General features: G+C 50.7%; 24 protein-coding genes, 1 tRNA gene and 2 pseudogenes. 15 read left to right on the top strand and 12 right to left on the bottom strand.

Annotated features, from left to right (window positions below; translation table 11 throughout):
* Positions 1-7: 7 nt before the first annotated feature.
* On the bottom strand, positions 8-1,264 hold the full coding sequence (gene yjeH, locus ACK8NJ_RS21135; protein WP_000015852.1) for an L-methionine/branched-chain amino acid transporter: 1,257 nt from the start codon (positions 1,262-1,264) through the stop codon (positions 8-10).
* Between the two features lie 275 nt (positions 1,265-1,539).
* Here yjeH and ACK8NJ_RS21130 point away from each other — a divergent pair, with 275 nt between their 5' ends.
* From ACK8NJ_RS21130 to ACK8NJ_RS21120, 3 genes are all read left to right on the top strand, one after another.
* On the top strand, positions 1,540-1,833 hold the full coding sequence (locus ACK8NJ_RS21130; RefSeq protein WP_001026276.1) for a co-chaperone GroES: 294 nt from the start codon (positions 1,540-1,542) through the stop codon (positions 1,831-1,833).
* A gap of 43 nt (positions 1,834-1,876) precedes the next feature.
* The gene (gene groL, locus ACK8NJ_RS21125) at positions 1,877-3,523 is read left to right on the top strand and encodes a chaperonin GroEL (protein WP_000729117.1); all 1,647 of its coding nucleotides are present in this window, start codon (positions 1,877-1,879) and stop codon (positions 3,521-3,523) included.
* Between the two features lie 137 nt (positions 3,524-3,660).
* Positions 3,661-4,014, top strand: coding sequence for a DUF4156 domain-containing protein (locus ACK8NJ_RS21120; protein ID WP_000558209.1), 354 nt, complete (start codon positions 3,661-3,663; stop codon positions 4,012-4,014).
* Between the two features lie 49 nt (positions 4,015-4,063).
* On the opposite strand, the gene ACK8NJ_RS21115 is transcribed toward ACK8NJ_RS21120, so the two are convergent.
* The gene (locus ACK8NJ_RS21115; RefSeq protein ID WP_001008025.1) at positions 4,064-4,933 is read right to left on the bottom strand and encodes a YjeJ family protein; all 870 of its coding nucleotides are present in this window, start codon (positions 4,931-4,933) and stop codon (positions 4,064-4,066) included.
* Between the two features lie 234 nt (positions 4,934-5,167).
* A complete protein-coding gene (gene epmB, locus ACK8NJ_RS21110; RefSeq protein ID WP_328115468.1) occupies positions 5,168-6,196 on the bottom strand; it encodes an EF-P beta-lysylation protein EpmB in 1,029 nt (342 codons plus the stop codon).
* Between the two features lie 41 nt (positions 6,197-6,237).
* Here epmB and efp point away from each other — a divergent pair, with 41 nt between their 5' ends.
* The 4 genes from efp to sugE all read left to right on the top strand — a co-directional run bounded on the left by efp (position 6,238) and on the right by sugE (position 7,731).
* Entirely contained in the window at positions 6,238-6,804 is a 567-nt protein-coding gene (efp, locus tag ACK8NJ_RS21105) for an elongation factor P (protein ID WP_000257278.1), read from the top strand.
* 51 nt (positions 6,805-6,855) lie between these two features.
* The gene (gene ecnA, locus ACK8NJ_RS21100) at positions 6,856-6,981 is read left to right on the top strand and encodes a lipoprotein antitoxin entericidin A (protein WP_000977757.1); all 126 of its coding nucleotides are present in this window, start codon (positions 6,856-6,858) and stop codon (positions 6,979-6,981) included.
* A gap of 110 nt (positions 6,982-7,091) precedes the next feature.
* Entirely contained in the window at positions 7,092-7,238 is a 147-nt protein-coding gene (gene ecnB / locus ACK8NJ_RS21095) for a lipoprotein toxin entericidin B (protein ID WP_000239596.1), read from the top strand.
* Between the two features lie 175 nt (positions 7,239-7,413).
* On the top strand, positions 7,414-7,731 hold the full coding sequence (sugE, locus tag ACK8NJ_RS21090) for a quaternary ammonium compound efflux SMR transporter SugE (protein WP_000118482.1): 318 nt from the start codon (positions 7,414-7,416) through the stop codon (positions 7,729-7,731).
* Here sugE and blc read toward each other — a convergent pair.
* The 6 genes from blc to frdA form a co-directional block, all read right to left on the bottom strand.
* Positions 7,728-8,261, bottom strand: a complete 534-nt coding sequence (gene blc, locus ACK8NJ_RS21085) for a lipocalin Blc (RefSeq protein WP_001238369.1) — start codon at positions 8,259-8,261, stop codon at positions 7,728-7,730. The genes sugE and blc overlap by 4 nt on opposite strands.
* 88 nt (positions 8,262-8,349) lie before the next feature.
* Positions 8,350-9,483 carry a BlaEC family class C beta-lactamase gene (locus tag ACK8NJ_RS21080; protein ID WP_411961917.1) on the bottom strand — a complete coding sequence of 378 codons (1,134 nt, stop codon included), beginning with the start codon at positions 9,481-9,483 and terminating at the stop codon, positions 8,350-8,352.
* 62 nt (positions 9,484-9,545) lie between these two features.
* On the bottom strand, positions 9,546-9,905 hold the full coding sequence (gene frdD / locus ACK8NJ_RS21075; protein ID WP_000609663.1) for a fumarate reductase subunit FrdD: 360 nt from the start codon (positions 9,903-9,905) through the stop codon (positions 9,546-9,548).
* A gap of 10 nt (positions 9,906-9,915) precedes the next feature.
* Positions 9,916-10,311 (bottom strand): fumarate reductase subunit FrdC, encoded by a 396-nt coding sequence (gene frdC / locus ACK8NJ_RS21070; protein WP_000208757.1) that lies wholly within the window; start codon positions 10,309-10,311, stop codon positions 9,916-9,918.
* Between the two features lie 10 nt (positions 10,312-10,321).
* The gene (frdB, locus tag ACK8NJ_RS21065) at positions 10,322-11,056 is read right to left on the bottom strand and encodes a fumarate reductase iron-sulfur protein (RefSeq protein WP_000829502.1); all 735 of its coding nucleotides are present in this window, start codon (positions 11,054-11,056) and stop codon (positions 10,322-10,324) included.
* A complete protein-coding gene (gene frdA / locus ACK8NJ_RS21060; protein WP_001192973.1) occupies positions 11,049-12,857 on the bottom strand; it encodes a fumarate reductase (quinol) flavoprotein subunit in 1,809 nt (602 codons plus the stop codon). Before frdA ends, frdB begins: the two co-directional genes overlap by 8 nt.
* Before the next feature lie 324 nt (positions 12,858-13,181).
* Here frdA and epmA point away from each other — a divergent pair, with 324 nt between their 5' ends.
* From epmA to ACK8NJ_RS21030, 6 genes and pseudogenes are all read left to right on the top strand, one after another.
* Entirely contained in the window at positions 13,182-14,159 is a 978-nt protein-coding gene (gene epmA, locus ACK8NJ_RS21055) for an elongation factor P--(R)-beta-lysine ligase (protein WP_000004771.1), read from the top strand.
* Positions 14,160-14,377: 218 nt separating this feature from the next.
* Positions 14,378-15,880 carry a glutamate/gamma-aminobutyrate family transporter YjeM gene (gene yjeM, locus ACK8NJ_RS21050; protein ID WP_411961916.1) on the top strand — a complete coding sequence of 501 codons (1,503 nt, stop codon included), beginning with the start codon at positions 14,378-14,380 and terminating at the stop codon, positions 15,878-15,880.
* A 97-nt stretch (positions 15,881-15,977) separates the two neighbouring features.
* A pseudogene (locus tag ACK8NJ_RS21045) lies at positions 15,978-16,291 on the top strand (YjeO family protein).
* A gap of 233 nt (positions 16,292-16,524) precedes the next feature.
* A pseudogene (locus ACK8NJ_RS21040) lies at positions 16,525-17,318 on the top strand (IS630 family transposase).
* 142 nt (positions 17,319-17,460) lie between these two features.
* Positions 17,461-18,174, top strand: a complete 714-nt coding sequence (locus ACK8NJ_RS21035) for a hypothetical protein (RefSeq protein WP_001061059.1) — start codon at positions 17,461-17,463, stop codon at positions 18,172-18,174.
* Positions 18,174-18,488 carry a YjeO family protein gene (locus tag ACK8NJ_RS21030; RefSeq protein ID WP_001308294.1) on the top strand — a complete coding sequence of 105 codons (315 nt, stop codon included), beginning with the start codon at positions 18,174-18,176 and terminating at the stop codon, positions 18,486-18,488. The genes ACK8NJ_RS21035 and ACK8NJ_RS21030 overlap by 1 nt, the downstream gene beginning before the upstream one ends.
* A 29-nt stretch (positions 18,489-18,517) precedes the next feature.
* Here ACK8NJ_RS21030 and mscM read toward each other — a convergent pair whose 3' ends face one another.
* The 3 genes from mscM to rsgA all read right to left on the bottom strand — a co-directional run bounded on the left by mscM (position 18,518) and on the right by rsgA (position 23,980).
* On the bottom strand, positions 18,518-21,841 hold the full coding sequence (mscM, locus tag ACK8NJ_RS21025) for a miniconductance mechanosensitive channel MscM (RefSeq protein WP_001236801.1): 3,324 nt from the start codon (positions 21,839-21,841) through the stop codon (positions 18,518-18,520).
* Between the two features lie 21 nt (positions 21,842-21,862).
* Entirely contained in the window at positions 21,863-22,831 is a 969-nt protein-coding gene (gene asd / locus ACK8NJ_RS21020) for an archaetidylserine decarboxylase (RefSeq protein WP_000934920.1), read from the bottom strand.
* A 96-nt stretch (positions 22,832-22,927) separates the two neighbouring features.
* The gene (gene rsgA, locus ACK8NJ_RS21015) at positions 22,928-23,980 is read right to left on the bottom strand and encodes a small ribosomal subunit biogenesis GTPase RsgA (RefSeq protein WP_201477804.1); all 1,053 of its coding nucleotides are present in this window, start codon (positions 23,978-23,980) and stop codon (positions 22,928-22,930) included.
* A gap of 94 nt (positions 23,981-24,074) precedes the next feature.
* Between rsgA and orn the strand changes: the two genes are divergently transcribed.
* Both orn and ACK8NJ_RS21005 read left to right on the top strand, forming a co-directional pair.
* Positions 24,075-24,620 carry an oligoribonuclease gene (orn, locus tag ACK8NJ_RS21010; RefSeq protein ID WP_001295188.1) on the top strand — a complete coding sequence of 182 codons (546 nt, stop codon included), beginning with the start codon at positions 24,075-24,077 and terminating at the stop codon, positions 24,618-24,620.
* Between the two features lie 210 nt (positions 24,621-24,830).
* A tRNA-Gly gene (locus ACK8NJ_RS21005) sits at positions 24,831-24,906 on the top strand.
* Positions 24,907-25,048: the final 142 nt, after the last annotated feature.

Raw genomic sequence — 25,048 nt, 5'->3', positions numbered from 1 at the left:
CGCCGGATTATGTGGTTATGCCATTTTCCGGCGTTTTTCGTTTTGGCAGAAACAGCCATAACCCCGCCAGCATAATCAGCGCATAGAGACTTTTCCAGCCGACCATTGCCAGTAACAGAACGCATAACAGCCCGCCAACCACCGCCAGTAGTCGATAACGTCCTTGCAATAATTTACAACCTGCCAGCATGCATAACAGATAAATCATAATAAAGATGCCATTGGCATAGATGATAAGTGCGTCCAGATTGATCTCTAAAGCATGAATCACCAACGTGCTCACCACGCAGCAGCCGAGCACCGCATTGAGGGCATTATTCGGGATATGACGAGAAGAGAGGCGTGCCAGGTAGTGGTCAGGATTATGTTGCGCCTGCGACCAGACCAGGCGGGCGAAGCTCTGTATATAAATGTTGAGACTGGCAAAGCAGGCCAGATAGCCAATCACGCAGGCAATCCATAACGCTCCTACACCGAACAGTTGCACTACAATTTTTGGAAGCGATGCTGCTGCCGCCATTTGTTCACCATAGGCGTCGAAGTGTAAGACGACTACCGTACAGCCCCAGTAGACTAATCCTGCCAGCAGCAGACCAATCATCAAAGCACGAGGAAAATCACGCTCTGGATTTTTAAATTCCGAGGCAAGATGGGCAAATGCCTCCAGACCGACAAAGCACCAGAACATCACTGATAACGCAGCAAATAACCCGGTAAGTTCGATATTACCAGGTGCAGGGAAGGGGATACTCGCAGGTTTGATATCGCCCGCCCACCAGATAGCGACAATCAGCGCGACGATAAGTCCGGCAATAACTGTTTGTAGATTAGCACTGGAACTAGCACCGCGAGTACCGATATACCACACCAGCGCCAGCGTACCGAGTTCTGCCAACAACAGTTGCCAGCTATGCCAGCCAAACATTGCCTGGCCGAACCCGGCGGCAATTTGTAGCGCGGCAGGCAAACCCACGGGAATGACCGATAAAAACAACCAGCCGGTGACTCGCTCAAGCCGCGAACCAAACGCCATACCGACGAAGTGCGCGACACCGCCTGCGCTGGGATAGTGGCGACCCAGAATCGCAAACACAATCGCAATCGGGAACACTAAGATAATCAAAACGGGCCACGCCCACAGGCTGTTATTGCCCGCTACCAGCGCAGCTAACGCAGGAACGGCAAACACGCCAGTGCCTAATAATGACGTCGATAGCAGGCCAATGCCCTGGGCCAGCCCCAGTTCTTGTTTGAGTCCACTCATGGGTTGATGTCCGATTGCGCCCAAATTATGGGCAACTGCGTAGATTTTCGATGGTAGCACAATCAGATTCGCTTATGACGGTGATGAAGAAATTGCGATGAAATGTGAGGTGAATCAGGCTTTTCACCCGATTTTGTGCTGATCAGAATTTTTTTTCTTTTTCCCCCTTGAAGGGGCGAAGCCTCATCCCCATTTCTCTGGTCACCAGCCGGGAAACCACGTAAGCTCCGGCGTCACCCATAACAGATACGGACTTTCTCAAAGGAGAGTTATCAATGAATATTCGTCCATTGCATGATCGCGTGATCGTCAAGCGTAAAGAAGTTGAAACTAAATCTGCTGGCGGCATCGTTCTGACCGGCTCTGCAGCGGCTAAATCCACCCGCGGCGAAGTGCTGGCTGTCGGCAATGGCCGTATCCTTGAAAATGGCGAAGTGAAGCCGCTGGATGTGAAAGTTGGCGACATCGTTATTTTCAACGATGGCTACGGTGTGAAATCTGAGAAGATCGACAATGAAGAAGTGTTGATCATGTCCGAAAGCGACATTCTGGCAATTGTTGAAGCGTAATCCGCGCACGACACTGAACATACGAATTTAAGGAATAAAGATAATGGCAGCTAAAGACGTAAAATTCGGTAACGACGCTCGTGTGAAAATGCTGCGCGGCGTAAACGTACTGGCAGATGCAGTGAAAGTTACCCTCGGTCCGAAAGGCCGTAACGTAGTTCTGGATAAATCTTTCGGTGCACCGACCATCACCAAAGATGGTGTTTCCGTTGCTCGTGAAATCGAACTGGAAGACAAGTTCGAAAACATGGGTGCGCAGATGGTGAAAGAAGTTGCCTCTAAAGCGAACGACGCTGCAGGCGACGGTACCACCACTGCAACCGTACTGGCTCAGGCTATCATCACTGAAGGTCTGAAAGCTGTTGCTGCGGGCATGAACCCGATGGACCTGAAACGTGGTATCGACAAAGCTGTTACCGCTGCAGTTGAAGAACTGAAAGCGCTGTCCGTACCGTGCTCTGACTCTAAAGCGATTGCTCAGGTTGGTACCATCTCCGCTAACTCCGACGAAACCGTAGGTAAACTGATCGCTGAAGCGATGGACAAAGTCGGTAAAGAAGGCGTTATCACCGTTGAAGACGGTACCGGTCTGCAGGACGAACTGGACGTGGTTGAAGGTATGCAGTTCGACCGTGGCTACCTGTCTCCTTACTTCATCAACAAGCCGGAAACTGGCGCAGTAGAACTGGAAAGCCCATTCATCCTGCTTGCTGACAAGAAAATCTCCAACATCCGCGAAATGCTGCCGGTTCTGGAAGCTGTTGCCAAAGCAGGCAAACCGCTGCTGATCATCGCTGAAGATGTAGAAGGCGAAGCGCTGGCAACTCTGGTTGTTAACACCATGCGTGGCATCGTGAAAGTTGCTGCGGTTAAAGCTCCGGGCTTCGGCGATCGTCGTAAAGCTATGCTGCAGGATATCGCAACCCTGACTGGCGGTACCGTGATCTCTGAAGAGATCGGTATGGAGCTGGAAAAAGCAACCCTGGAAGACCTGGGTCAGGCTAAACGTGTTGTGATCAACAAAGACACCACCACTATCATCGATGGCGTGGGTGAAGAAGCTGCAATCCAGGGCCGTGTTGCTCAGATCCGTCAGCAGATTGAAGAAGCAACTTCTGACTACGACCGTGAAAAACTGCAGGAGCGCGTAGCGAAACTGGCAGGCGGCGTTGCAGTTATCAAAGTAGGTGCTGCTACCGAAGTTGAAATGAAAGAGAAAAAAGCACGCGTTGAAGACGCCCTGCACGCGACCCGTGCTGCGGTAGAAGAAGGCGTGGTTGCTGGTGGTGGTGTTGCGCTGATCCGCGTAGCGTCTAAACTGGCTGACCTGCGTGGTCAGAACGAAGACCAGAACGTGGGTATCAAAGTTGCACTGCGTGCAATGGAAGCTCCGCTGCGTCAGATCGTCCTGAACTGCGGCGAAGAACCGTCTGTTGTTGCTAACACCGTTAAAGGCGGCGACGGCAACTACGGTTACAACGCAGCAACCGAAGAATACGGCAACATGATCGACATGGGTATCCTGGATCCAACCAAAGTAACCCGTTCTGCTCTGCAGTACGCGGCTTCTGTGGCTGGCCTGATGATCACCACCGAATGCATGGTTACCGACCTGCCGAAAAACGATGCAGCTGACTTAGGCGCTGCTGGCGGTATGGGCGGCATGGGTGGCATGGGCGGCATGATGTAATTGCCCTGCACCTCGCAGAAATAAACAAACCCCCGGGCAGAAATGTCTGGGGGTTTTTCTTTTGGTCATCTTTCTAGTATAAGATTCAGACACGGACGACGCGAGTGGCGTCCAGCTCATTGATTATGGGGAATAACATGCACGTAAAATACTTAGCAGGGATTGTCGGTGCCGCGCTACTGATGGCGGGTTGTAGCTCCAGCAACGAATTGAGTGCTGCCGGTCAGAGTGTACGCATTGTGGACGAGCAGCCAGGCGCAGAGTGCCAGCTGATTGGTACTGCGACAGGTAAGCAAAGCAACTGGCTTTCCGGGCAACACGGAGAAGAGGGCGGTTCTATGCGCGGCGCAGCAAACGATCTGCGCAACCAGGCGGCTGCAATGGGCGGTAACGTGATTTATGGCATCAGTAGCCCGTCGCAGGGAATGTTGTCCAGTTTTGTCCCGACGGATAGCCAGATTATCGGCCAGGTATATAAGTGCCCGAACTGATGGGATCCAGAGGCTGGATACTTCCAGCCTCGTAGTAAAACAGATGGGATTATTTCGCCTGTGGTGCAGTTTTGCTGGTGGATTGAACACGTAAGTGATGTAGCGCGCGTAAGCATTGATCCTGGGTTAGCGGTTGGGCGTTATTTGCCGCTACGGTGCGAACATAGACCTGACATGGTACACCCGCGAGTTTTTTCAGTCGTGGGCTGAAATCAAGCATTCGGCGAGTGATCGCCTCCACTTCTTTACCCGGCGTTGCTTCACGCGTTTTCACCACTGCGCCGCTAAATTGTTCTTTGCCACTTTCATCTTTAAAGCGGTAAAGCACCGCCAGATAATGGTTGAACAAGTTATGTTTCCATTCCGGTTGGGAATAGGTGTCATATTCCAGATTGCCATTGTCCTGGCAGTCAACGTCGTATAACGGCAGGAAATCTAACAGTGAAGTAATACGTAATGCCAGTTCACGCATTTCCGCATTATTAATTGCATGAATGATTGCTCGCGCCAGCATTTCAATCTGTAATTCATTGATGACTAACTCACATTTGCTACCGTCATGTAGTGTTAATACGAAGGTAAGATTTTCGCCCTGATTATCGGTAAGTTCCAGCGTGTTAACCCGACGATTAATATCGGCATTTTTAAGCTCATCAACCAGAATTTCTGGGATATTTTCTGCCATTTTCTTAATGACTTTATCGCGAGCTTGCTCATACTGAAGGCGTGCAGCAGCATCCAGTTTATGCTTTTGATGCAGACGGCTTTCCAGCGCAATCAGAAGGTCGCGCAGTTCCATGACAGACAGAAAGAACAACGATTCTTTATTGCGAGGCTCTTTAATTTTCAGCGCCAGTGCAATGAAATTATTGCTCTTGCGAATAACACCGGTATTAACACCCTTGATGCTTATGGCCATGTAGGTTCTCCCTAACCATTTCTCAATTAAATAATTAATTTTAATTTATAAGCCAGATAAATGGGCTTGGTAGTAATAGTTGTTAAAATAACATAAATAGCCGTGCTCACTCTATATAAACAGAAAAGAAAGGTTAATTATTGGTGTTGGTTATATAAAAAGTAATAACAGCAATGTATATGAATAATTAAAGGTTATGCAACGTGCAAAGATTAAACTTCCCTGTTTAATCAGTTACTGCTGGCGTAGCTGGAGATCCAGCGGCGTTTTGCTGGGTTCGCCGCCAATTTCTCGCGCCAGTTTAGGCACCAGATATCCCGACACCAGTGTCAGCAACTCACGCATAATCTGCCGTGCTTCGTCATCACTCACCATAAAATGCGCCGCGCCCTGTACTTTATCGAGCACATGCAGGTAATACGGCATCACGCCGGCATCGAACAACGCATTACTCAGGTTTGCCAGCGTTTGCGCGTTATCGTTCACACCACGTAACAGAACGCTCTGGTTCAGCAAAGTAACGCCTACCCGGCGCAACTTAGCCATCGCCTGACGGAATGTTTCATCTACCTCATTGGCATGGTTGATGTGATTCACCAGCAAGATTTGCAGCGTAGAATGTGAAAAGCGTTCAACCAGCGCATCTGTGATGCGTGCCGGGATCACAATCGGCAGACGGCTGTGAATCCGCAGACGTTTGATATGCGGGATGGCTTCCAGTTGTGTGAGCAACCAGTCCAGCTCGTGATCTTTCGCCATCAGCGGATCGCCGCCGGAGAAAATCATCTCGTCCAGTTCCGGATGCGTAGCAACATACTCAAGTGCAGTTTGCCAGTTACGCTTGTTGCCCTGATTTTCGGCATAGGGGAAGTGGCGACGGAAGCAATAGCGGCAATTTACCGCGCAGCCGCCTTTGACCAGCAAAAGCGCCCGGTTGTGGTATTTATGCAACAAACCAGGCACTACGCTGTGCTGTTCTTCCAGTGGGTCGGTGGAGAATCCGGGCGCGACGACAAACTCATCTTGCGAGGTAAGTACCTGACGCAAAAGCGGATCGTTCGGATTGCCTTTCTCCATGCGATCGATAAATGAGCGGGGCACACGCAGGGCAAACAGCTTTTTGGCGCTGCGTCCGGCCAACAGTTTTTCGTCCGCGTCTATATTCAAAAGACGCAGAAGTTCATCAGGATCGGTCACAACATCGGCAAGTTGCGTTAACCAATCTTCTCTGGATGGGGTATTTAGGGTTACAATATGCGCCATTTTGTGGCTTAGCTACCAATTAACAAATTTCAGAGGGCCTTATGGCAACGTACTATAGCAACGATTTTCGTGCTGGTCTTAAAATCATGTTAGACGGCGAACCTTACGCGGTTGAAGCGAGTGAATTCGTAAAACCGGGTAAAGGCCAGGCATTTGCTCGCGTTAAACTGCGTCGTCTGCTGACCGGTACTCGCGTAGAAAAAACCTTCAAATCTACTGATTCCGCTGAAGGCGCTGATGTTGTCGATATGAACCTGACTTACCTGTACAACGACGGTGAGTTCTGGCACTTCATGAACAACGAAACTTTCGAGCAGCTGTCTGCTGACGCAAAAGCAATTGGCGACAACGCGAAATGGCTGCTTGATCAGGCAGAGTGTATCGTAACTCTGTGGAATGGTCAGCCGATCTCCGTTACTCCGCCGAACTTCGTTGAACTGGAAATCGTTGATACCGATCCGGGCCTGAAAGGTGATACCGCAGGTACTGGCGGCAAACCAGCTACCCTGTCTACTGGCGCTGTGGTTAAAGTTCCGCTGTTCGTGCAGATCGGCGAAGTCATCAAAGTGGATACCCGCTCTGGTGAATACGTCTCTCGCGTGAAGTAATGCGGTTGTGGTGCGGCCTGCAGGCTGCACCATCACTTATTCAGGTTAGAGATGATGAAACGCCTTATCGTTCTTGTTTTGCTTGCCAGCACGCTGCTTACGGGCTGTAACACCGCTCGCGGTTTCGGCGAAGATATCAAACACCTCGGCAACTCCATCTCCCGCGCTGCCAGCTAATTTTTCTTCTCTTCCGAAAAATCATCAGATTTCCATCATTTTTGGCGATGTTGTCTATTATTAATTTGCTATAGGCAAACATAAATAACATTACCTAAAAGGAAGACGTTATGGTGAAGAAGACAATTGCAGCGATCTTTTCTGTTCTGGTGCTTTCAACAGTATTAACTGCCTGCAACACCACGCGTGGCGTAGGTGAAGACATTTCTGATGGCGGTAACGCGATTTCTGGCGCAGCAACGAAAGCGCAGCAATAAGCAATAACGGTACGGCAGCTGTGTCGTGCCGTTTGTTTTTTCTGCGATAGTTACAAAGGTAATAGTTGAAATTCCTCTGCCACCTGGCAAAATATCCGTTCAACCATCAGCTTTGCAGGACGACCTGCAAACGCCTCTTTTCACCGGGGACGGCCCCAATTCTCCGGAGCCTGATATGTCCTGGATTATCTTAGTTATTGCTGGTCTGCTGGAAGTGGTATGGGCCGTTGGCCTGAAATATACCCACGGCTTTAGTCGTTTGACGCCAAGTGTTATTACCGTGACGGCGATGATTGTCAGTATGGCGCTACTTGCCTGGGCGATGAAATCTCTACCGGTAGGGACGGCTTATGCCGTGTGGACGGGTATTGGCGCAGTCGGCGCGGCCATCACCGGCATTGTGCTGCTCGGCGAGTCCGCTAACCCGATGCGCCTGGCGAGTCTGGCGTTAATCGTATTGGGGATTATTGGTCTGAAACTCAGCACTCACTAACTACCAGGCTGTTGTACCCAAATAAACTTACTGACATCAAACCCTTCCCGGGTCGCGACTGCCAGCATCTCCTGTTTCACTTCGTCAGAAATGGTTGGCGTGCGGGAGAGTATCCACAGGTAGTCGCGGTCCGGGCCGCAAACCAGCGCATGGCGGTATTCCCGATCGAGTGCAATAACGTTATAACCGCCATAGAAAGGACCAAAGAATGACACTTTCAGCGCAGCGCGAGTTGGTGCGCCGGTAAAGTACGCTTTCCCTTCACTCTGCTGCCACATTTCTCTGTCAGGGTTATAGCCTTTATTAATGACATTCAGGCCGCCATCATCCCTCAGGCTGTATGTTGCGGTGACTTTTTCCAGTCCACGTTCAAAACGGTGATCAAAACGGGCAATCTCATACCAGGTACCGAGATAGCGTTTAGCGTCGAAATTATTCACTACTGTCACGCCACGCGGCGGCGTTGGAGAACTGCAGGCAACGACCAGAAATGCAGCTGTCGCTGCGGCAACGAGAGGGAGCAGGCGCATAAATGTTTCCTTACTGGTTTTTTTCTAAGTGTAGATGACAGCAAGGAAAAGCGCAGAAAAGGTCCGAAAATTCGGACCCGATGAAATTTTACTGTAGAGCGTTGAGAATCTGACAGGCGGCGGCGACTCTCGCTGGATTGGGATAGTTTTTGTTAGCCAGCATCACGATACCCAGCTCTTTTTCTGGAATAAACGCGACATAGCTACCAAATCCGCCGGTCGCCCCCGTTTTATGTACCCATGATGCGCGTACTGCAGGAGTTGGGGGCGTAATCGCTTTTACGGGGCGTGCTGCCAGTGCAATTTTATTGTCACTGCCGTTAATGATGATGTCAGGATTTACCGGCCAGTCCAGCATTTCCCAGCCCAGGCCCTGATACATATCGCCGGTTTGCCAGTAGCGAGATTGTGCCAGTTGTATCCCTTGTTGAAGCGTTTTCTCAGTGATATCAAGGGGTTTTAAATTGCTTTGCACCCAGCGGGCCATATCTTCAATGGTCGACTTCACACCATAAGCTTCAGCATCTAACGCCCCTGGCGAAACATGCACTGCCTTACCTTCGCGATATCCCCAGGCGTAATTCTTTTCTTCTGCGGGCGGTACATTAATCCACGTATGGTTGAGTTTGAGTGGCTGGAAGACACGAGTTTGCATCGCCTGCTCAAAACTCAAACCAGACGGCTTCACAGCCAGTGCGCTGAACAAACCGATACTGGAGTTGGCATACAGACGTTGTGTTCCTGGAGCCCATGCAGGCTGCCAGTTTTGATAGAAGCGCAGCAAGTCGCTTGAGGATTTAACGTCATCCGGCACCTGCAATGGCAGGCCGCCAGCAGTGTAGGTTGCGAGATGTAATAGTGTGATCCCATTCCACTGTTTAGCGGTAAGTTCAGGCCAGTATTTTGTTGCGGGATCGCTTAACTTGATTTCCCCTCGAGCAATAGCGTCGCCACCAAGTACGCCCGTAAATGTTTTGCTGACCGAACCTAACTCAAACAACGTTTGCTGTGTGACGGGCTGCTTTTTGGCGATGTCCGCATAGCCCCAGGTAAAGTAATAAGGTTTACCCTGATAAATTATCGCCACCGCCATACCGGGGATCTTTTGTTGCTCTATAAGCGGGGTAATTGTGCGATGCACAATATCGTTGATTTGTTGAGGGGCGGCAAATGTGGAGCAAGAGGCGGTAATTAATAAGGCGCAGAGCGTCGTTTTGAACATAGGGTCTGGTTTCCATACAAAACGGCCCGCCATAGGCGGGCCGGATTTACATTGGCGATGCGTTAGATTGTAACGACACCAATCAGCGTGACAACTGTCAGGATAGCAGCCAGACCGTAGAAAACCCATTTGCCCGCAGGTACGTGGATTTTCAGATCGTGCATCGCGTGGTGCATACGGTGTAAACCACACCACAGCGGCAGAACGATCATCAGGAACAGGAATACGCGACCAATGAAGCTCTGCGCGAACGCCAGAACGCGCTCGTAGCTCAGTGCGTCACCCGGAAACAGCCCCAGTGGCAGCAGAATACCCACCAGCAGGATCATCACCGGCGCAATGATGGCGCTCCACATACCACCGGCCCCGAAGAGGCCCCAGAATACCGGTTCGTCAGAACGCTTTGGATTTGGATTAATCATCTCAGGCTCCTTACCAGTACAGGGCAACAAACAGGATTACGATGGTGGCAACCACAGTTACCGCCCAGAGACTTTTGATAATTGGCTCTGGTCCCATTTTTTCGTCTTTTACAATGATATTGGCCGCTTTCGGTGCCAGTTCAAACCAGGTTTTGGTGTGCAGCAGAGCTGCCGCCAGAGTGATCAGGTTAATGATCACAATAACCGGGTTTTGTAAAAAGTCGACGAATCCCGCCCAGGCTTCCGGGCCATTTTTCAGGGCAAACAACCCGAAAATCAGTTCAATGCTGAACCACACAGCCGGAACCGCCGTGCCTTCGCGCAGCATGTAAAAGCGATAAAACGGCAATTTTTTCCACCAGGTGGACGTCATTGGCCGTACATACGGTTTACGTTTAGTCGTCATGTTGCACTCCTTAGCGTGGTTTCAGGGTCGCGATAAGAAAGTCTTTCGAACTTTCTACTTTGCCCTGCTGAATGGCCGCAGCCGGATCGACGTGTTTCGGGCAGACTTCGGAGCAGTAGCCCACGAAAGTACAGCTCCATACGCCGTTCTGGCTGTTCAACTGCGCCATACGCTCCTTCTTACCGTGGTCGCGGCTATCTTCGTTATAACGATGCGCCAGCGTAATGGCAGCCGGACCGATGAACTCTGGGTTCAGGCCAAACTGCGGGCACGCGGCGTAGCACAGACCACAGTTGATGCAACCGGAGAACTGGTGATACTTCGCCATCTGCGCCGGGGTCTGGATGTTAGTACCCTGATCCGCGGTGCGGGAGTTGCCGATGATGTACGGTTTGATCGCTTCCAGACTTTCGATGAAGTGGGTCATATCGACCACCAGATCGCGTTCAATCGGGAAGTTAGCTAACGCTTCAACCTTCATACCGTTGGTGTAATCACGCAGGAAGGTTTTACATGCCAGTTTAGGCACGTTGTTAACCATCATGCCGCAGGAGCCACAAATCGCCATACGGCAGGACCAGCGGTAGCTCAGGTCCGGTGCCAGGTTGTCTTTGATGTAGCCCAGCGCATCCAGTAATGAGGTAGTTGCGTCATAAGGCACTTCATAGAATGCGCTATGCGGTGCGGTATCGACTTCCGGGTTATAGCGCACCACCTCAATTTTCAGGTTTTTCATCTCAGCCATTCGCCTTCTCCTTCTTATTGGCTGCTTCCGCCTTATCGGCTGCATCCGCTTCGCCACCGTAAACGCGTTTAGCTGGCGGCAGCGTAGTAATCTTCACGTCGCTGTACTCCAGGCGAGTTGTGCCATCAGCATCGCGGAAGGCGAGGGTGTGTTTGAGGAAGTTGACGTCGTCACGCTCGGTGCAACCTTCGTCCAGACGCTGGTGCGCGCCGCGAGACTCTTTACGTGCCATTGCGGAGTGCGCCATACATTCAGCAACGTTCAGACCGTGGCCCAGTTCAATGGTGTAGAGCAGGTCGGTGTTGAACACGCTGGAGGTGTCGGTGATGCGCACGCGCTTGAAGCGTTCCTGCAGCTCAGCCAGCTTGTCGATGGTTTTCTGCATCAGTTCCGGAGTACGGTAGATACCGCAACCTTCTTCCATAGCCAGGCCCATTTCGTCGCGGATCTTCGCCCAGTTTTCGCCGCCATCCTGGTTAACCAGATCTTTCAGACGTTGTTCAACGCCAGCTGCCTGCGCTTCAATTGCCGCTTCGTTGCCATTACCGGCAGTTGCTGCACGCTCTGTCGCTTGTTCACCGGCCAGACGGCCGAAGACCACCAGTTCCGCCAGGGAGTTGGAGCCCAGACGGTTTGCACCGTGCAGACCAACAGAGGAACATTCACCCACGGCGAACAGACCTTTAATGCGGGTTTCACAGTTCTGATCGGTTTCGATACCGCCCATGGTGTAGTGTGCGGTCGGACGTACCGGAATCGGTTCTTTAACCGGATCGACGCCAACGTACGCTTTCGCCAGTTCGCAGATGAACGGCAGACGTTCATGCAGTTTTTTCTCGCCGAGGTGACGCAGGTCGAGATAAACCACATCGCCACGCGGCGTGGAGATGGTGTTGCCTTTACGCCATTCGTGCCAGAAGGCCTGAGAAACTTTGTCGCGTGGCCCCAGTTCCATATATTTGTTTTTCGGCTCGCCCAGCGGAGTTTCCGGGCCCATGCCGTAATCTTGCAGATAACGGTAGCCATTTTTGTTGACCAGAATACCACCTTCACCGCGGCAGCCTTCTGTCATCAGGATACCGGAACCTGGCAGACCGGTTGGGTGATACTGAACGAATTCCATGTCACGCAGCGGAACGCCGTGGCTTAGCGCCATACCCATACCGTCACCGGTAACGATGCCGCCGTTGGTGTTGTAACGATAAACGCGACCCGCACCGCCGGTAGCCATAACGACCGCGTTAGCACGGATCTGCACCAGCGTGCCTTCCATCATGTTCATTGCTACCAGGCCGCGAACATGACCATCATCAACCAGAATATCCAGCACGAAATGTTCGTCAAAACGCTGGATCTGCGGGAATTGCAGAGAGGTCTGGAACAGCGTGTGCAGCATATGGAAGCCGGTCTTATCGGCGGCGAACCAGGTACGCTCGATTTTCATGCCGCCGAAGCGACGTACGTTGACGCTACCATCCGGGCGACGGCTCCATGGGCATCCCCACAGTTCCAGTTGGGTCATTTCGGTTGGGCAGTGGTGGACGAAATAATCCACGACATCCTGCTCACACAACCAGTCGCCACCCGCTACTGTATCGTGAAAGTGATATTCGAAGCTGTCATGATCCTGCGCGACAGCGGCGGAGCCCCCTTCTGCAGCAACGGTATGGCTACGCATCGGGTATACTTTTGAGATTAGTGCGATTTTTGCATTTGGATTTGCCTGCGCGGCAGCAATTGCAGCACGTAATCCCGCGCCACCGGCGCCTACAATGGCAAGATCGGCTTGAAAGGTTTGCACGACATTCCTCCAGATTGTTTTTATCCCACAGCCCCGTACTTCAGGGTAAGTGCCTGAAAGTTACGGTCTGCGAACGCTATTCCACTGCTCCTTTATAGGTACAACAGTATAGTCTGATGGATAAGTCTGAAATTTGACGAGATCGATTTTTTTAGTGCGCAAGAGGGCTAAATTATCACTGAAGATGATTAATTTAATTACTAAACCATCAGATCGTGCTTTTTTTAGTCACTGCCCACCGTTGTTTGATTCCTGCGTAAAATTTGTCTCGCCGTCGCGTTGCGAGTAGACTTCGTGCCCTTGTCAAAAACTGGAGATTTAACTATGAGCGAAACGGCATCCTGGCAGCCGAGCGCATCCATTCCTAACTTATTAAAACGCGCGGCGATTATGGCGGAGATCCGTCGTTTCTTTGCCGATCGTGGAGTGCTGGAGGTGGAGACGCCTTGTATGAGCCAGGCGACGGTAACCGATATTCATTTGGTCCCGTTTGAGACACGTTTCGTTGGCCCTGGGCATTCGCAGGGGATGAATCTCTGGTTAATGACCAGCCCGGAATACCATATGAAGCGCCTGCTGGTTGCCGGTTGTGGGCCGGTATTCCAGCTGTGCCGCAGCTTCCGTAATGAAGAGATGGGGCGTTATCACAACCCTGAGTTCACTATGCTTGAGTGGTATCGACCGCACTATGATATGTACCGGTTGATGAACGAGGTGGACGATCTCTTACAACAAGTGCTGGACTGCCCGGCAGCAGAAAGCCTTTCTTATCAACAAGCTTTCTTGCGTTATCTGGAAATTGACCCGCTCTCTGCCGACAAAACGCAACTGCGGGAAGTGGCAGCGAAACTGGATTTAAGCAACGTTGCTGATACCGAAGAAGACCGCGACACGTTGCTACAATTGCTGTTTACCTTTGGCGTAGAGCCAAATATTGGCAAAGAAAAACCGACCTTTGTGTACCACTTTCCAGCCAGCCAGGCATCACTGGCGCAAATCAGTACCGAAGATCATCGGGTCGCTGAACGCTTTGAGGTTTATTATAAAGGTATTGAGCTGGCGAATGGTTTCCATGAATTGACGGATGCCCGTGAGCAGCAACAACGCTTTGAACAAGATAACCGTAAGCGCGCGGCGCGCGGTTTGCCGCAGCACCCCATTGACCAGAATCTGATTGAAGCCTTGAAAGTCGGTATGCCTGACTGTTCCGGCGTGGCATTAGGTGTTGATCGTCTGGTGATGTTGGCGCTGGGCGCGGAGACACTGGCTGAAGTCATCGCCTTTAGCGTTGACCGGGCATAATTCTGAAAAATTACTGAATTAACCGCGAAGAATGGCGTGATAAGCGCCATTCTGTAGCATATGTTTTCATTTTTCCGCTAAAGGCCACAATTTAAGACTGGATATTTGATATCATCCAGGTATCAATTCTGTATTGGTTTTTACGCTGCCCGCTCAATGTTGGGCAGTGCAGTTCAGTGGGCGCGTTTTATACACGCGCTGAAATGAAGGATGGTTTCATGCCTCACACGATAAAAAAGATGAGTCTGATAGGACTCATATTGATGATCTTTACTTCCGTATTTGGATTTGCCAATAGCCCATCGGCTTATTACTTAATGGGTTATAGTGCGATTCCCTTTTATATATTTTCTGCATTGTTATTCTTTATTCCATTCGCCTTAATGATGGCTGAAATGGGAGCTGCTTATCGCAAAGAAGAAGGCGGTATCTATTCCTGGATGAATAATAGTGTCGGACCACGTTTTGCCTTCATTGGTACGTTTATGTGGTTTTCCTCTTATATCATCTGGATGGTGAGTACCTCCGCGAAAGTTTGGGTACCGTTCTCAACATTCCTCTATGGTAGCGACATGACCCAGCACTGGCATATTGCCGGACTGGAGCCTACGCAGGTGGTTGGTCTGCTGGCAGGGGCATGGATGATTCTGGTCACCGTCGTTGCTTCAAAGGGGATTAATAAAATTGCCCGCATTACTGCGGTGGGCGGTATTGCAGTAATGTGTCTGAATTTAGTATTGCTGTTAGTAAGCATTACTATTTTGTTATTAAATGGTGGGCATTTCGCGCAGGATATTAATTTCCTTGCATCACCGAACCCAGGTTATCAGTCCGGTCTGGCAATGCTATCGTTTGTGGTATTTGCTATTTTTGCCTATGGCGGAATTGAAGCGGTTGGTGGTCTGGTCGATAAAACGGAAAATCCAGAAAAGAACTTTGCCAAAGGTATTGTTTTTGCCGCTATTGTTATTTCAATCGGTTATTCGCTGGCAATATTTTTATGGGGCGTCAGCACAAACTGGCAGCAGGTATTAAGTAATGGTTCCGTTAACCTCGGCAATATTACCTATGTGCTGATGAAGAGCCTCGGGGTGACGCTGGGTAACGCACTGCATTTGTCACCAGAAGCGTCATTGTCGCTGGGCGTATGGTTTGCGCGTATTACCGGACTTTCGATGTTCCTCGCTTATACCGGTGCGTTCTTTACGCTTTGCTATTCACCGCTGAAAGCCATCATCCAGGGAACGCCGAAAGCATTGTGGCCGGAACCGATGACGCGCCTGAATGCGATGGGTATGCCTTCTATCGCCATGTGGATGCAGTGCGGGCTGGTTACTGTCTTCATCCTGCTGGTTTCGTTTGGTGGCGGTACCGCATCGGCGTTCTTTAACAAGCTGACGCTGATGGCGAACGTGTCTATGACGCTTCCTTACTTGTTCCTCGCGCTGGCTTTCCCATTCTTTAAAGCACGTCAGGATCTCGACAGACCGTTTGTGATTTTCAAAACGCGTATGTCGGCAATGATTGCGACGGTGGTTGTCGTTCTGGTGGTGACATTTGCGAACGTCTTCACCATCATTCAGCCTGTGGTTGAAGCCGGAGACTGGGACAGCACATTGTGGATGATTGGCGGCCCTGTCTTCTTCTCGCTGTTAGCGATGGCGATTTACCAGAACTATTGCAGCAGAGTGGCAAAAAATCCGCAGTGGGTGGCTGAGTAATCAAATGCCCTATCGTCGGCCTGACGATAGGGCGTAATGACAGGGAATTAGTGAGATTTCGTATGCGCTATAGCGAAATTAAACTACGGGTTACCTCATGAGTGCGCGCATGTTTGTCTTGTGTTGCATCTGGTTTGTTGTAGCGATCCCTGGATAGTCATCACTTCCACGCTGGACAAAGAGTGGATGATTGATGAAGGTGGGGTTAAAAATATCTGCCATGTGCTGGAGTATCTGGAAAATGATGATACCCGCGATGTCGGTGTGATAATGACGTTACCGCTCTTTTTCCCTTTTCTCTGGTTCGCTTTGTGGCGAAAAAAACGCGGCTGGTTTATGTATGCCACCGCGCTTGTGATTTTCGGCTACTGGCTGTGGCAGTTTTTTCTGCGCTATCAGTTTTGTTTGTAGCCGGATGAGACCATCCTGCTACAAAACCTTATATACCGCCGTCCTGGCGCGCTTTAGCCGCAGAGGTCAGCGTTCACCCCGTTTGCTTACCGTTCTGAAGTATGACGAGTATATTATCCAGCTTGCAGTCACTCTGTAAGTTGGGCAAGCGATTTTTATATTAAAAACAATAAATATTCACCTTATATACCCGTGATCATTGAAGATGCTTGATTTTTCAGCAACAGAAGATCATGCTGTCCAACATGAAAATATTCATTACTGAGCAACAAAAAGCTGAACTTGAACGCCTTCATGATTCCAGTCGTGACGGGCGAGTCAGAGATCGTATTAAAGCCATTCTTCTGGTTTCCGAAGGCTGGAGTTCTGCCATGATTGCTCAGGCTTTACGCTTGCATCAGACAACGATTGATCACCATATCAGCGAATTCCTGAATAAAGGAAAACTGAAGCCCGAAAACGGCGGCTCAGACAGCAAACTCAGTGCTGAACAAACGGCCTTTTAATCAGCCAGTTATCCGATAATTTATTTCACCATACCCGCGATGTTATTGCGTTTATCACCCGGACATGGAACATCATTTTCAGCATTCCGGGGATGAATAAGTGGCTGCATCGTAATGGTTTCACCTACAAAAAACCGTCAGGCGTCCCCCATAAATTCAGTGAAGAGAAACAAAGGCAATTCATTGAATATTATGAGGAACTGAAAATAACTGTGGGTGATGAACCGGTTCTTTTTATTGATGGAGTCCATCCGACTCAGGCCACTAAAATCAGCTATGGCTGGATACGTAAAGGCCAGAAAAAAGCAGTAAAAACAACAGGCTGCCGCACACGCCTGAATATCATGGGGGCGCTGAATCTGAAAGCACTGACGTCACCGCTAATCTGCGAATATAAAACCATTCATGAATATAATGTATCCCGTTTTTCTGTCTTTTTTAACCAGACGCTGCCGGATATAGCGGACTCTCTGACATCCCGAATTAACGATCACTTTCAGGTGCTCACACCCGCATCTTGAGGTTTATTGGGTATATATGTTTTATCTTGATTATCTTAAGCCGAACTCTTTTTTATATTTTTTGTCTGTCCCATCACAAATCAGTTTTTCTGATGATAGTACTATTCTTCATTCTGGGAATGATTTTAATAAGGGACTTTAAATGAATAATCTTATTTTTTGCGAAGTTGATGAATTAGGCTTTCCTAAATGGAATGGCATTGATTATTTTCGATGGCGTTTTCTTCCGACTAATTGGACATTCAGCACGGGGACTGCACACTTATGGTTATATAAAACATCATGGTTGATTTATCACCGTGATATGTTGTGGCAATATGCCAAAGAGGCGCAAATCCCGTTATTATTACTTGCGGGCGTTGCGGCTGCTGAGGTTGGCGGAATGCCAGAAAGATTTAAACCAGTGGGGGTGCTGCAATTAAAAATAATCCTAGAGGCCGTTTCAAAGAGAGGAGGCAATACCTACTCAAACTCTACTTCAGTCGGTTCTGTCGCAATACAGTTAGGCGTTGCAGCCAGGACTATAGGGATACATCCAGATCTTTTGTCATCCTTTGAGCAGTTCCAACTTTCCCAGTGCTTACTAAATGACCGCTTCAACATTAGAGTGGTAGCATTTCATTTACGAGACCTTATACATTATGACTATCCGGAAATAGGTGACACCACTAATTTAACGGATGAGCAGTTAATTGTAGTCGGCTCCCGATACAACCGTGGTATTGAAAGAAATAAACAAGATATTATAGACTCCATTGCAGCACCGAAAGGATCCCATCAGAGAGAATACAGTGAATATGGTCGACGTATTCTTGAAAAGAAAACTGCTTTAATGAAAATAATGAATAATCTATGATGAACTGGAAATCATTTTCCCTTAACCTTATCTGGTTTGTTATAAGCATATTTTGGATAGATTTTTTATCTGTTCAAGACAAAGAGTGGTTTATCGACGGTAGAGGAATTAATAATGTTTGTGATGTTATGACATATCTTGAGAATGATGATATTCGCCCAGTTGGTATTATAATGACCTTACCATTATTCATCCCATATATTTATGCTGTTATTTGGAAGAAACAGCACTCTCTTTGGCAATATTTTGTTATTTCAATAATGCTCTTCTATTGGCTGTGGCAGTTTTCCCTGCGCTATCTGTTTTGTTGGTGAGCCGGATGAGACTATCCGGCTACAAAACCTTATAAACCGCCGGCCTGGCGCGCTTTAGCCGCAGACGTCAGCGTTCTCCCCGTTTTTTTACCGTTGAGGCTTTCCAGACGCATCTGGAAGGGCGGGAATGGCATATCGATACCGTGGGCATGGAAGCCTGCCAGAATTAGCTGGTGGATCTCATGGCGTAGCGGCATACGGTGACCCATCTCAGCGGCGTAAATACGCAGCTCGAAAATCTGAATCCCCTGTTGCAGATCCACCAGGAAGACTTCCGGTGCCGGGTTGTCGATCACCAGCGAGCAGCGACGCGCTGCGGTGAGCAGGATTTCCGTCACTTCTTCACTGTTGGCATCGGCAGGGGCCGGAATCGTCAACACCACGCGCGTGACCGAGTCAGAGAGCGACCAGTTGATAAACTGCTCGGTAATAAACGCCTTGTTCGGCACGATTATCTCTTTACGGTCCCAGTCGCTGATGGTGGTGGCGCGGGTGTTAATTTTCGTCACGCTACCAGTAAGATCGCGGATCGTTACCGTATCGCCAATGCGAATCGGTTTTTCGAACAGGATGATCAGGCCAGAGATAAAGTTGGCGAAAATTTCCTGCAAACCAAAACCGAGACCAACACCGAGCGCGGCGACCAGCCACTGCAATTTCGACCACTCAATACCAATCATTGAGAAGCCGACCAGCCCGCCAATCAGCATCAGCAGATATTTGGTGATGGTGGTGATGGCGTAACCTGTACCCGGCGTTAAATCCAGGTGCTGCAAAATCGCCAGTTCCAGCAGCGCGGGCAGGTTGCGCACCAGCTGCGTGGTGATGATAAACACCAGAATGGCAATCAGCACCGCACCGAGGGTAATCGGCTCCAGACTTTCTACGCCCTGTACCGTGGAGGTGACATCCCACAGCGAAATATTTTCGAGGAAGCCGAAAGCGGAATGGATTTCTGACCACAGCACAATGACCGAAAGCAGGGCGATCAACATCAAAATTGAGCGCACCAGCCGCAAGGATTGCGCACTGATGGCATCGAGATCGACTTCGCTTTCATCGACTTCAATTGCCCCTTCCGGGCTACTGTGATGATGAGCTTCCTCTTCGCCACGCGCACGTTGCGCTAACATCTCTGCCCGGCGATGCTTCGCCCGGTCAAACGCCAGCCTGCGGCGCTGGATCAGCATCCAGCGGCGGATAACGTGATAAACCACTAGTAGCAGGAACCAGATGGCAACCGAGGTTTCAAGCCTCGCTAACAGCGCCTGTGCCGTTGCCAGATAACCCACCGCCGACGCCAGAATAGCAACCAACGGTGCGCCAATCATCATGTTCCACAGCATATGGTTGGTAATGTTGTCACCGCTGCCTTCTTTGTTGAGATACAGCGGGATCCCGGCCTTTTTCAGACTGAGAGTGACCACCGCCAGCGCACCGCAAATGAGGATAAAGCAAAGCCGTCCCAGCGAACCGGAGAATTCACGGTCGTCGAGGTTATCGAACATCATCAGCGCCATAATCAGCGGCACAATAAGCCCGATGCTCATCAGGTAGTAGCGCATCCCACGGGAAACCCGTTCGCGCGGCCAGCCAAAATGAGCGATAAACAAGCCGTTCGGGCGAGCAAAGGTGGCGCAAATCATCACTACCCACAGCAGCGGCACGGTGGCTGTTACGCCATCACCAATCGCGACCGCCAGCGGATAAGGCCACGCCTCGCGCAAGCCGTAACCCAGCGTCATCCACAGCACCGGCAACGGTGACGCGACGAGTATCGACCAGAAAAGGGTGCGCAACGTCAGCCAGAAGTGATCCTGAGTCACTTTGCCGACTTTCGCCGCCGAACGTTCAAGAAAACGGGTGAAATAGCGGCGCGAGTAAATACTGCAACCGACCAGAATCAACGCGCCAAACAGCGGCAAAATTGTCTCTTTGCTGGTCAGCATCATCACACTGGCTTTGCCCAACTGACTGAAGGTGTCCAGCGAAATGAGACGACGCAGATCCTGGGCGATCTCCAGCGGCCAGGCGATGGTCATCGGGCGCACGTCAGAGGTCCAGAACAGATAGCGGTGCGTCGCTTCGTTCACCTCTTTCAGCGCATCCTCCAGTTGCCCGTTGGAGACTTTCAGCTTGGTCAGTTCCAGTAGTAGCGTGTCGCCACCCTGCAACAATGAGTTCAGCAACTCACGCTGAGTGCGTAGCTGTGCTTCCAGAATACGGTTTTGCTCGGCGGTCAGCGGCTGACCGTCGGCCTGATGAATCTGCCGTAGCAGCGGCTGTTTATTAAGCAGATCCTCATAACGTAACCGTTGCACACGCAACTGCGCCATTTCGGTATCAAGCTGTTGTGGTTTTGGCATTTCCGGTAGCCGTGCCACCTGCGCCCGCAACGCTTCGCCGAGCAGGTTGGACGATCCCAGCCATTGCGACTGTTCACGCAGCGTATTCAACGCCTGCCGGACCTGTAACGTCTGGCTGGCAGCCTGACGCTGTTGCGAGGCAACGAGATCCATCCGCTGCGCCTGTTGATTCAGCGCCGCCGATAGTTCGCGGTTAATTTTGAATTGCGCGACGATATCTTTCGGCAAATCGGCGCTGTTTTCTGCCAGTAATTCGGTACTTTCCAGCGCCCGCTCCGCTTCAAGCTGACGTTGGCTGTTCAACTGATTACGTAAGGCCTGCAAATATGCATCCAGTTGCTGGCTCTCTTTTTCCGCCAGCTCAGAGCGTAAGCGCGCTAATTCCTGGCGGTTATTGGCAGACAGCTGCGCCAGCTCCAGTTCATCAACGAGCGCTTTCAGACGTGCGGAGTCAGACTGCAACGCGAAATTTTGCGCCTGATTAAGCGGGGTATTGCCGGTAAGCGTTCCCAGGCGGCGCTCGATCTCATTTAACTGACGGCGGGCGTCGGTTTGCTGTTGCGGCAGTTGATTCAGCGAATCGGCAATCTCGCGGGCGCGCTCCTGCTCTTGCTGGGCCTGACGGCTTTTATCCAGCAACTGGCTGCTGACCTGGAGAATTTCCTGATTCAGAGCGTCGGTAGACATCCCCGGTGACACGCTGCGCGGCTCGTCACGCATGTTGTTTAATTGTGCGCGCAGAGTAGCGGAAAGTTTCGGGTAATTATCAATGACTTCTTGATATTGCTTGATGCGCTCAAGGGAACCTTTTCGTTCCTCAAGCGCATTTAAGGCGGACTGGAGCGCCTCTACGACTTCCGGCTGCGCGGGCTTCGCCGCTTTTGCCTGCTCCAGTTCTTGTGAGATTTGTTTGCTATCGGGGGCCGTCGCGGCGTACGCCCCCCAACTGAGGCACCAGGCCATCAGAAAAGTGATAATCAGGCGCACGTCAGCGTTTCCTTTGATGGATTAGACCTGGTCTTTTTTGTCGTCAACCAATGGGCTGGCGTCGTGTTCTGCTTCGATCTCTTCAGCAGGAAGCGGGGCGGGTTCAGCGTCTGGCGTAACAAAGGTTTCGGTAGATACTGCCAGCGGCTGGCCAATTTTCGTGACAGACAGGCTTTCCAGTTGCTCAACCAGATTCACTTTACCCGGTGCAAACAGGTTGATAACGGTGGAACCGAGTTTAAAGCGACCCATTTCCTGGCCTTTCAGCAGTGCCACAGAACCGTCGTTTTCCCCGGCAGGCCAGGTCCAGCGCTTGATGATGCCTTCGCGCGGCGGCGTAATGGTGCCCGCCCAGACCGTCTCAATGCTGCCTACAATCGTCGCACCGACCAGAATCTGCGCCATCGGGCCAAATTCGGTATCGAACAGGCAGATCACGCGTTCGTTACGGGCAAACAGATTCGGCACGTTCTGAGCGGTGAGATGGTTAACGGAGAAGAGATCGCCCGGCACGTAGATCATCTCACGCAGAATACCGTTGCACGGCATGTGTACGCGGTGGTAGTCACGTGGGGAGAGGTAAGTGGTCACAAACGTACCGTTACGGAAGAGATCCGCCATCAGATAGTTGCCTGCCAGCAGGGCTTCGAGGCTGTAGTTGTGGCCTTTGGCTTGCAGGATTTTATCTTCTTCGATTTTACCCAACTGGCTGATAACGCCATCGGCAGGCATAACCAGTACATTCGGATCGGTATCGATTGGGCGTACTTCGTCACGCAGCGGACGGACAAAGAATTCGTTAAAGGTGCGGTAGCTGGCGGTATCCGGCTTTTGCGCCTCTTTCATGTCGACCTTGTAGTATTTAACGAACAGATCGATAACCAGTTTTGTCAGCCATCCTGCCCGCTTGCTTGCGCCCCAACCCGCCAGGCGAGTAAGCCATAGTTTCGGCAGAATGTACTGTAGCGAAAGTTTAAATGAATTTAACAAGGTAGCCTCCAGGCCATTGTTTTGTCGTTCCTGATCCGGCCTACATGCCGGATCCTGAAAAAAAGGGGACGATTCTAACGACGGTTAGCTTAATTGTCAGTCATCCGTATCAGAAAAGTTTTTACGCGTTTTTACCTGCGCCATGCTTTCCAGAATACGGTGATAGTTTTCGAAACGGGTTTCCGCGATTTTTCCTTCCTCAACCGCTTCCCGGATAGCGCAGCCCGGATCGGTATCATGTTTGCAATCGCGATATTTACACAGACCTATGTAGTCATGGAATTCGACAAAGCCCTGAGTGATTTGTTCCGGCTCCAGGTGCCAGAGGCCGAACTCACGCACTCCTGGGGAGTCAATCACATCACCGCCGTGCGGGAAGTGATACAGCCGAGCGGCGGTCGTGGTGTGCTGACCGAGACCCGAGTTGTCAGAGACATCGTTGGTCAGGATCTCTTTTTGCAGCCCCAGCAACGCGTTCAGCAGGCTGGATTTACCGACGCCAGACTGCCCGGCAAAAATGCTGATGCGCCCGGTCAACGCCTCTTCCAGCGGTTTCAGCCCATCCTGAGTATGGCTGGAAACCATCAATACGCGATAACCGATATTGCGGTAGATATCCATCTGCTCGTTGACGAACTCCATACCTTCGTCGTCCAGCAGGTCTATCTTGTTGAGCACAATAATCGGCTCAATCTGCAAGGTTTCGCAGGCCACCAGGTAACGGTCGATAATATTGAGCGACAGCTCCGGCAAAATGGCGGAGACAATAACAATCTGGTCGATGTTGGCGGCAATAGGTTTCACGCCGTCGTAGAAATCCGGACGCGTCAACACCGAGGTGCGCTCATGCACCGCTTCCACGATCCCTTTGACATTTACGCCTTCCGCCGCCGGTTTACCCGGACGCCAGACTACGCGGTCGCCGGTCACCAGCGAACGGATGGTACGGCGAATATTGCAGCGGTGAACGTCGCCATCGGCGGATTCCACATCAGCGTGCATACCAAAGCGGCTGATGACGATACCTTCATCAGGCTCGCCAAACAGATTGTCGTCGTAGTCGGGCTTCTCCTTAGACGTTTTAAGACGACGCTGGTGATTGGCGTTCACGCGGCGCTGCTGGCCTTTGGAGAGTTTATTTTTACTCAATCGTACAGACTCCTGGTCGCCCCTGATGGGCAAAACATCTATGATACACGCAATTGTGGATCAATATAGTCACTGTGAATGGGTGGAAAATAGCATGAGTGCCAATGAAAACAACCTGATTTGGATCGATCTTGAGATGACCGGTCTGGATCCCGAGCGCGATCGCATTATTGAGATTGCCACGCTGGTGACCGATGCCAACCTGAATATTCTGGCAGAAGGGCCGACCATTGCAGTACATCAGTCCGATGAACAGCTGGCGCTGATGGATGACTGGAACGTGCGCACCCATACCGCGAGCGGGCTGGTGGAGCGCGTGAAAGCGAGCACAATGGGCGATCGTGAAGCTGAACTGGCAACGCTCGAATTCTTAAAACAGTGGGTGCCTGCGGGAAAATCGCCGATTTGCGGTAACAGCATCGGCCAGGATCGTCGCTTCCTGTTTAAATACATGCCGGAGCTGGAAGCCTACTTCCACTACCGTTATCTCGATGTCAGCACGCTGAAAGAGCTGGCGCGCCGCTGGAAGCCGGAAATTCTTGATGGTTTTACCAAGCAGGGGACGCATCAGGCGATGGATGATATCCGTGAGTCGGTGGCAGAACTGGCTTACTATCGCGAGCATTTTATCAAGCTGTAAAATTTTTCCTGGTCACGTAAGCGCCGGAATCCACTTGCGGCGGCGTGATTTTGACGCTAAATTGAACGTCTTGCTGATAATTTCAGCACTTGAGATAAAAACTCAAAAAAAATTTTTTAGGGGGGTTGCAGAGGGAAAGATTTCTCGTATAATGCGCCTCCCGTAACGACGCAGAAATGCGAAAATTACGAAAGCAAAATTAAGTAGTACGCGGGAATAGCTCAGTTGGTAGAGCACGACCTTGCCAAGGTCGGGGTCGCGAGTTCGAGTCTCGTTTCCCGCTCCAAAATTTGAAAAGTGCTGCAAAGCACAGACCACCCAATCGCAGTATTTCGAATTGCGACAAGGCGGCAACTGAACGAATCCTTGGGAGCTTACAAAAGTAAGTGACTAAGGTGAGTGAAGGCAGCCAAGGCAGTAGCGGTTCG

This window comes from Escherichia sp. F1 (genome assembly GCF_046764225.1).
GTDB lineage: Bacteria > Pseudomonadota > Gammaproteobacteria > Enterobacterales > Enterobacteriaceae > Escherichia > Escherichia coli.
This window is presented reverse-complemented; position numbering and strand designations above follow the sequence as displayed.

Coding starts and splice junctions, on each gene's coding strand:
- yjeH (WP_000015852.1), bottom strand. CDS start 1,264: ATGAGTGGACTCAAACAAGAACTGGGGCTGGCCCAGGGCATTGGCCTG.
- ACK8NJ_RS21130 (WP_001026276.1), top strand. CDS start 1,540: ATGAATATTCGTCCATTGCATGATCGCGTGATCGTCAAGCGTAAAGAA.
- groL (WP_000729117.1), top strand. CDS start 1,877: ATGGCAGCTAAAGACGTAAAATTCGGTAACGACGCTCGTGTGAAAATG.
- ACK8NJ_RS21120 (WP_000558209.1), top strand. CDS start 3,661: ATGCACGTAAAATACTTAGCAGGGATTGTCGGTGCCGCGCTACTGATG.
- ACK8NJ_RS21115 (WP_001008025.1), bottom strand. CDS start 4,933: ATGGCCATAAGCATCAAGGGTGTTAATACCGGTGTTATTCGCAAGAGC.
- epmB (WP_328115468.1), bottom strand. CDS start 6,196: ATGGCGCATATTGTAACCCTAAATACCCCATCCAGAGAAGATTGGTTA.
- efp (WP_000257278.1), top strand. CDS start 6,238: ATGGCAACGTACTATAGCAACGATTTTCGTGCTGGTCTTAAAATCATG.
- ecnA (WP_000977757.1), top strand. CDS start 6,856: ATGATGAAACGCCTTATCGTTCTTGTTTTGCTTGCCAGCACGCTGCTT.
- ecnB (WP_000239596.1), top strand. CDS start 7,092: ATGGTGAAGAAGACAATTGCAGCGATCTTTTCTGTTCTGGTGCTTTCA.
- sugE (WP_000118482.1), top strand. CDS start 7,414: ATGTCCTGGATTATCTTAGTTATTGCTGGTCTGCTGGAAGTGGTATGG.
- blc (WP_001238369.1), bottom strand. CDS start 8,261: ATGCGCCTGCTCCCTCTCGTTGCCGCAGCGACAGCTGCATTTCTGGTC.
- ACK8NJ_RS21080 (WP_411961917.1), bottom strand. CDS start 9,483: ATGTTCAAAACGACGCTCTGCGCCTTATTAATTACCGCCTCTTGCTCC.
- frdD (WP_000609663.1), bottom strand. CDS start 9,905: ATGATTAATCCAAATCCAAAGCGTTCTGACGAACCGGTATTCTGGGGC.
- frdC (WP_000208757.1), bottom strand. CDS start 10,311: ATGACGACTAAACGTAAACCGTATGTACGGCCAATGACGTCCACCTGG.
- frdB (WP_000829502.1), bottom strand. CDS start 11,056: ATGGCTGAGATGAAAAACCTGAAAATTGAGGTGGTGCGCTATAACCCG.
- epmA (WP_000004771.1), top strand. CDS start 13,182: ATGAGCGAAACGGCATCCTGGCAGCCGAGCGCATCCATTCCTAACTTA.
- yjeM (WP_411961916.1), top strand. CDS start 14,378: ATGCCTCACACGATAAAAAAGATGAGTCTGATAGGACTCATATTGATG.
- ACK8NJ_RS21035 (WP_001061059.1), top strand. CDS start 17,461: ATGAATAATCTTATTTTTTGCGAAGTTGATGAATTAGGCTTTCCTAAA.
- ACK8NJ_RS21030 (WP_001308294.1), top strand. CDS start 18,174: ATGAACTGGAAATCATTTTCCCTTAACCTTATCTGGTTTGTTATAAGC.
- orn (WP_001295188.1), top strand. CDS start 24,075: ATGAGTGCCAATGAAAACAACCTGATTTGGATCGATCTTGAGATGACC.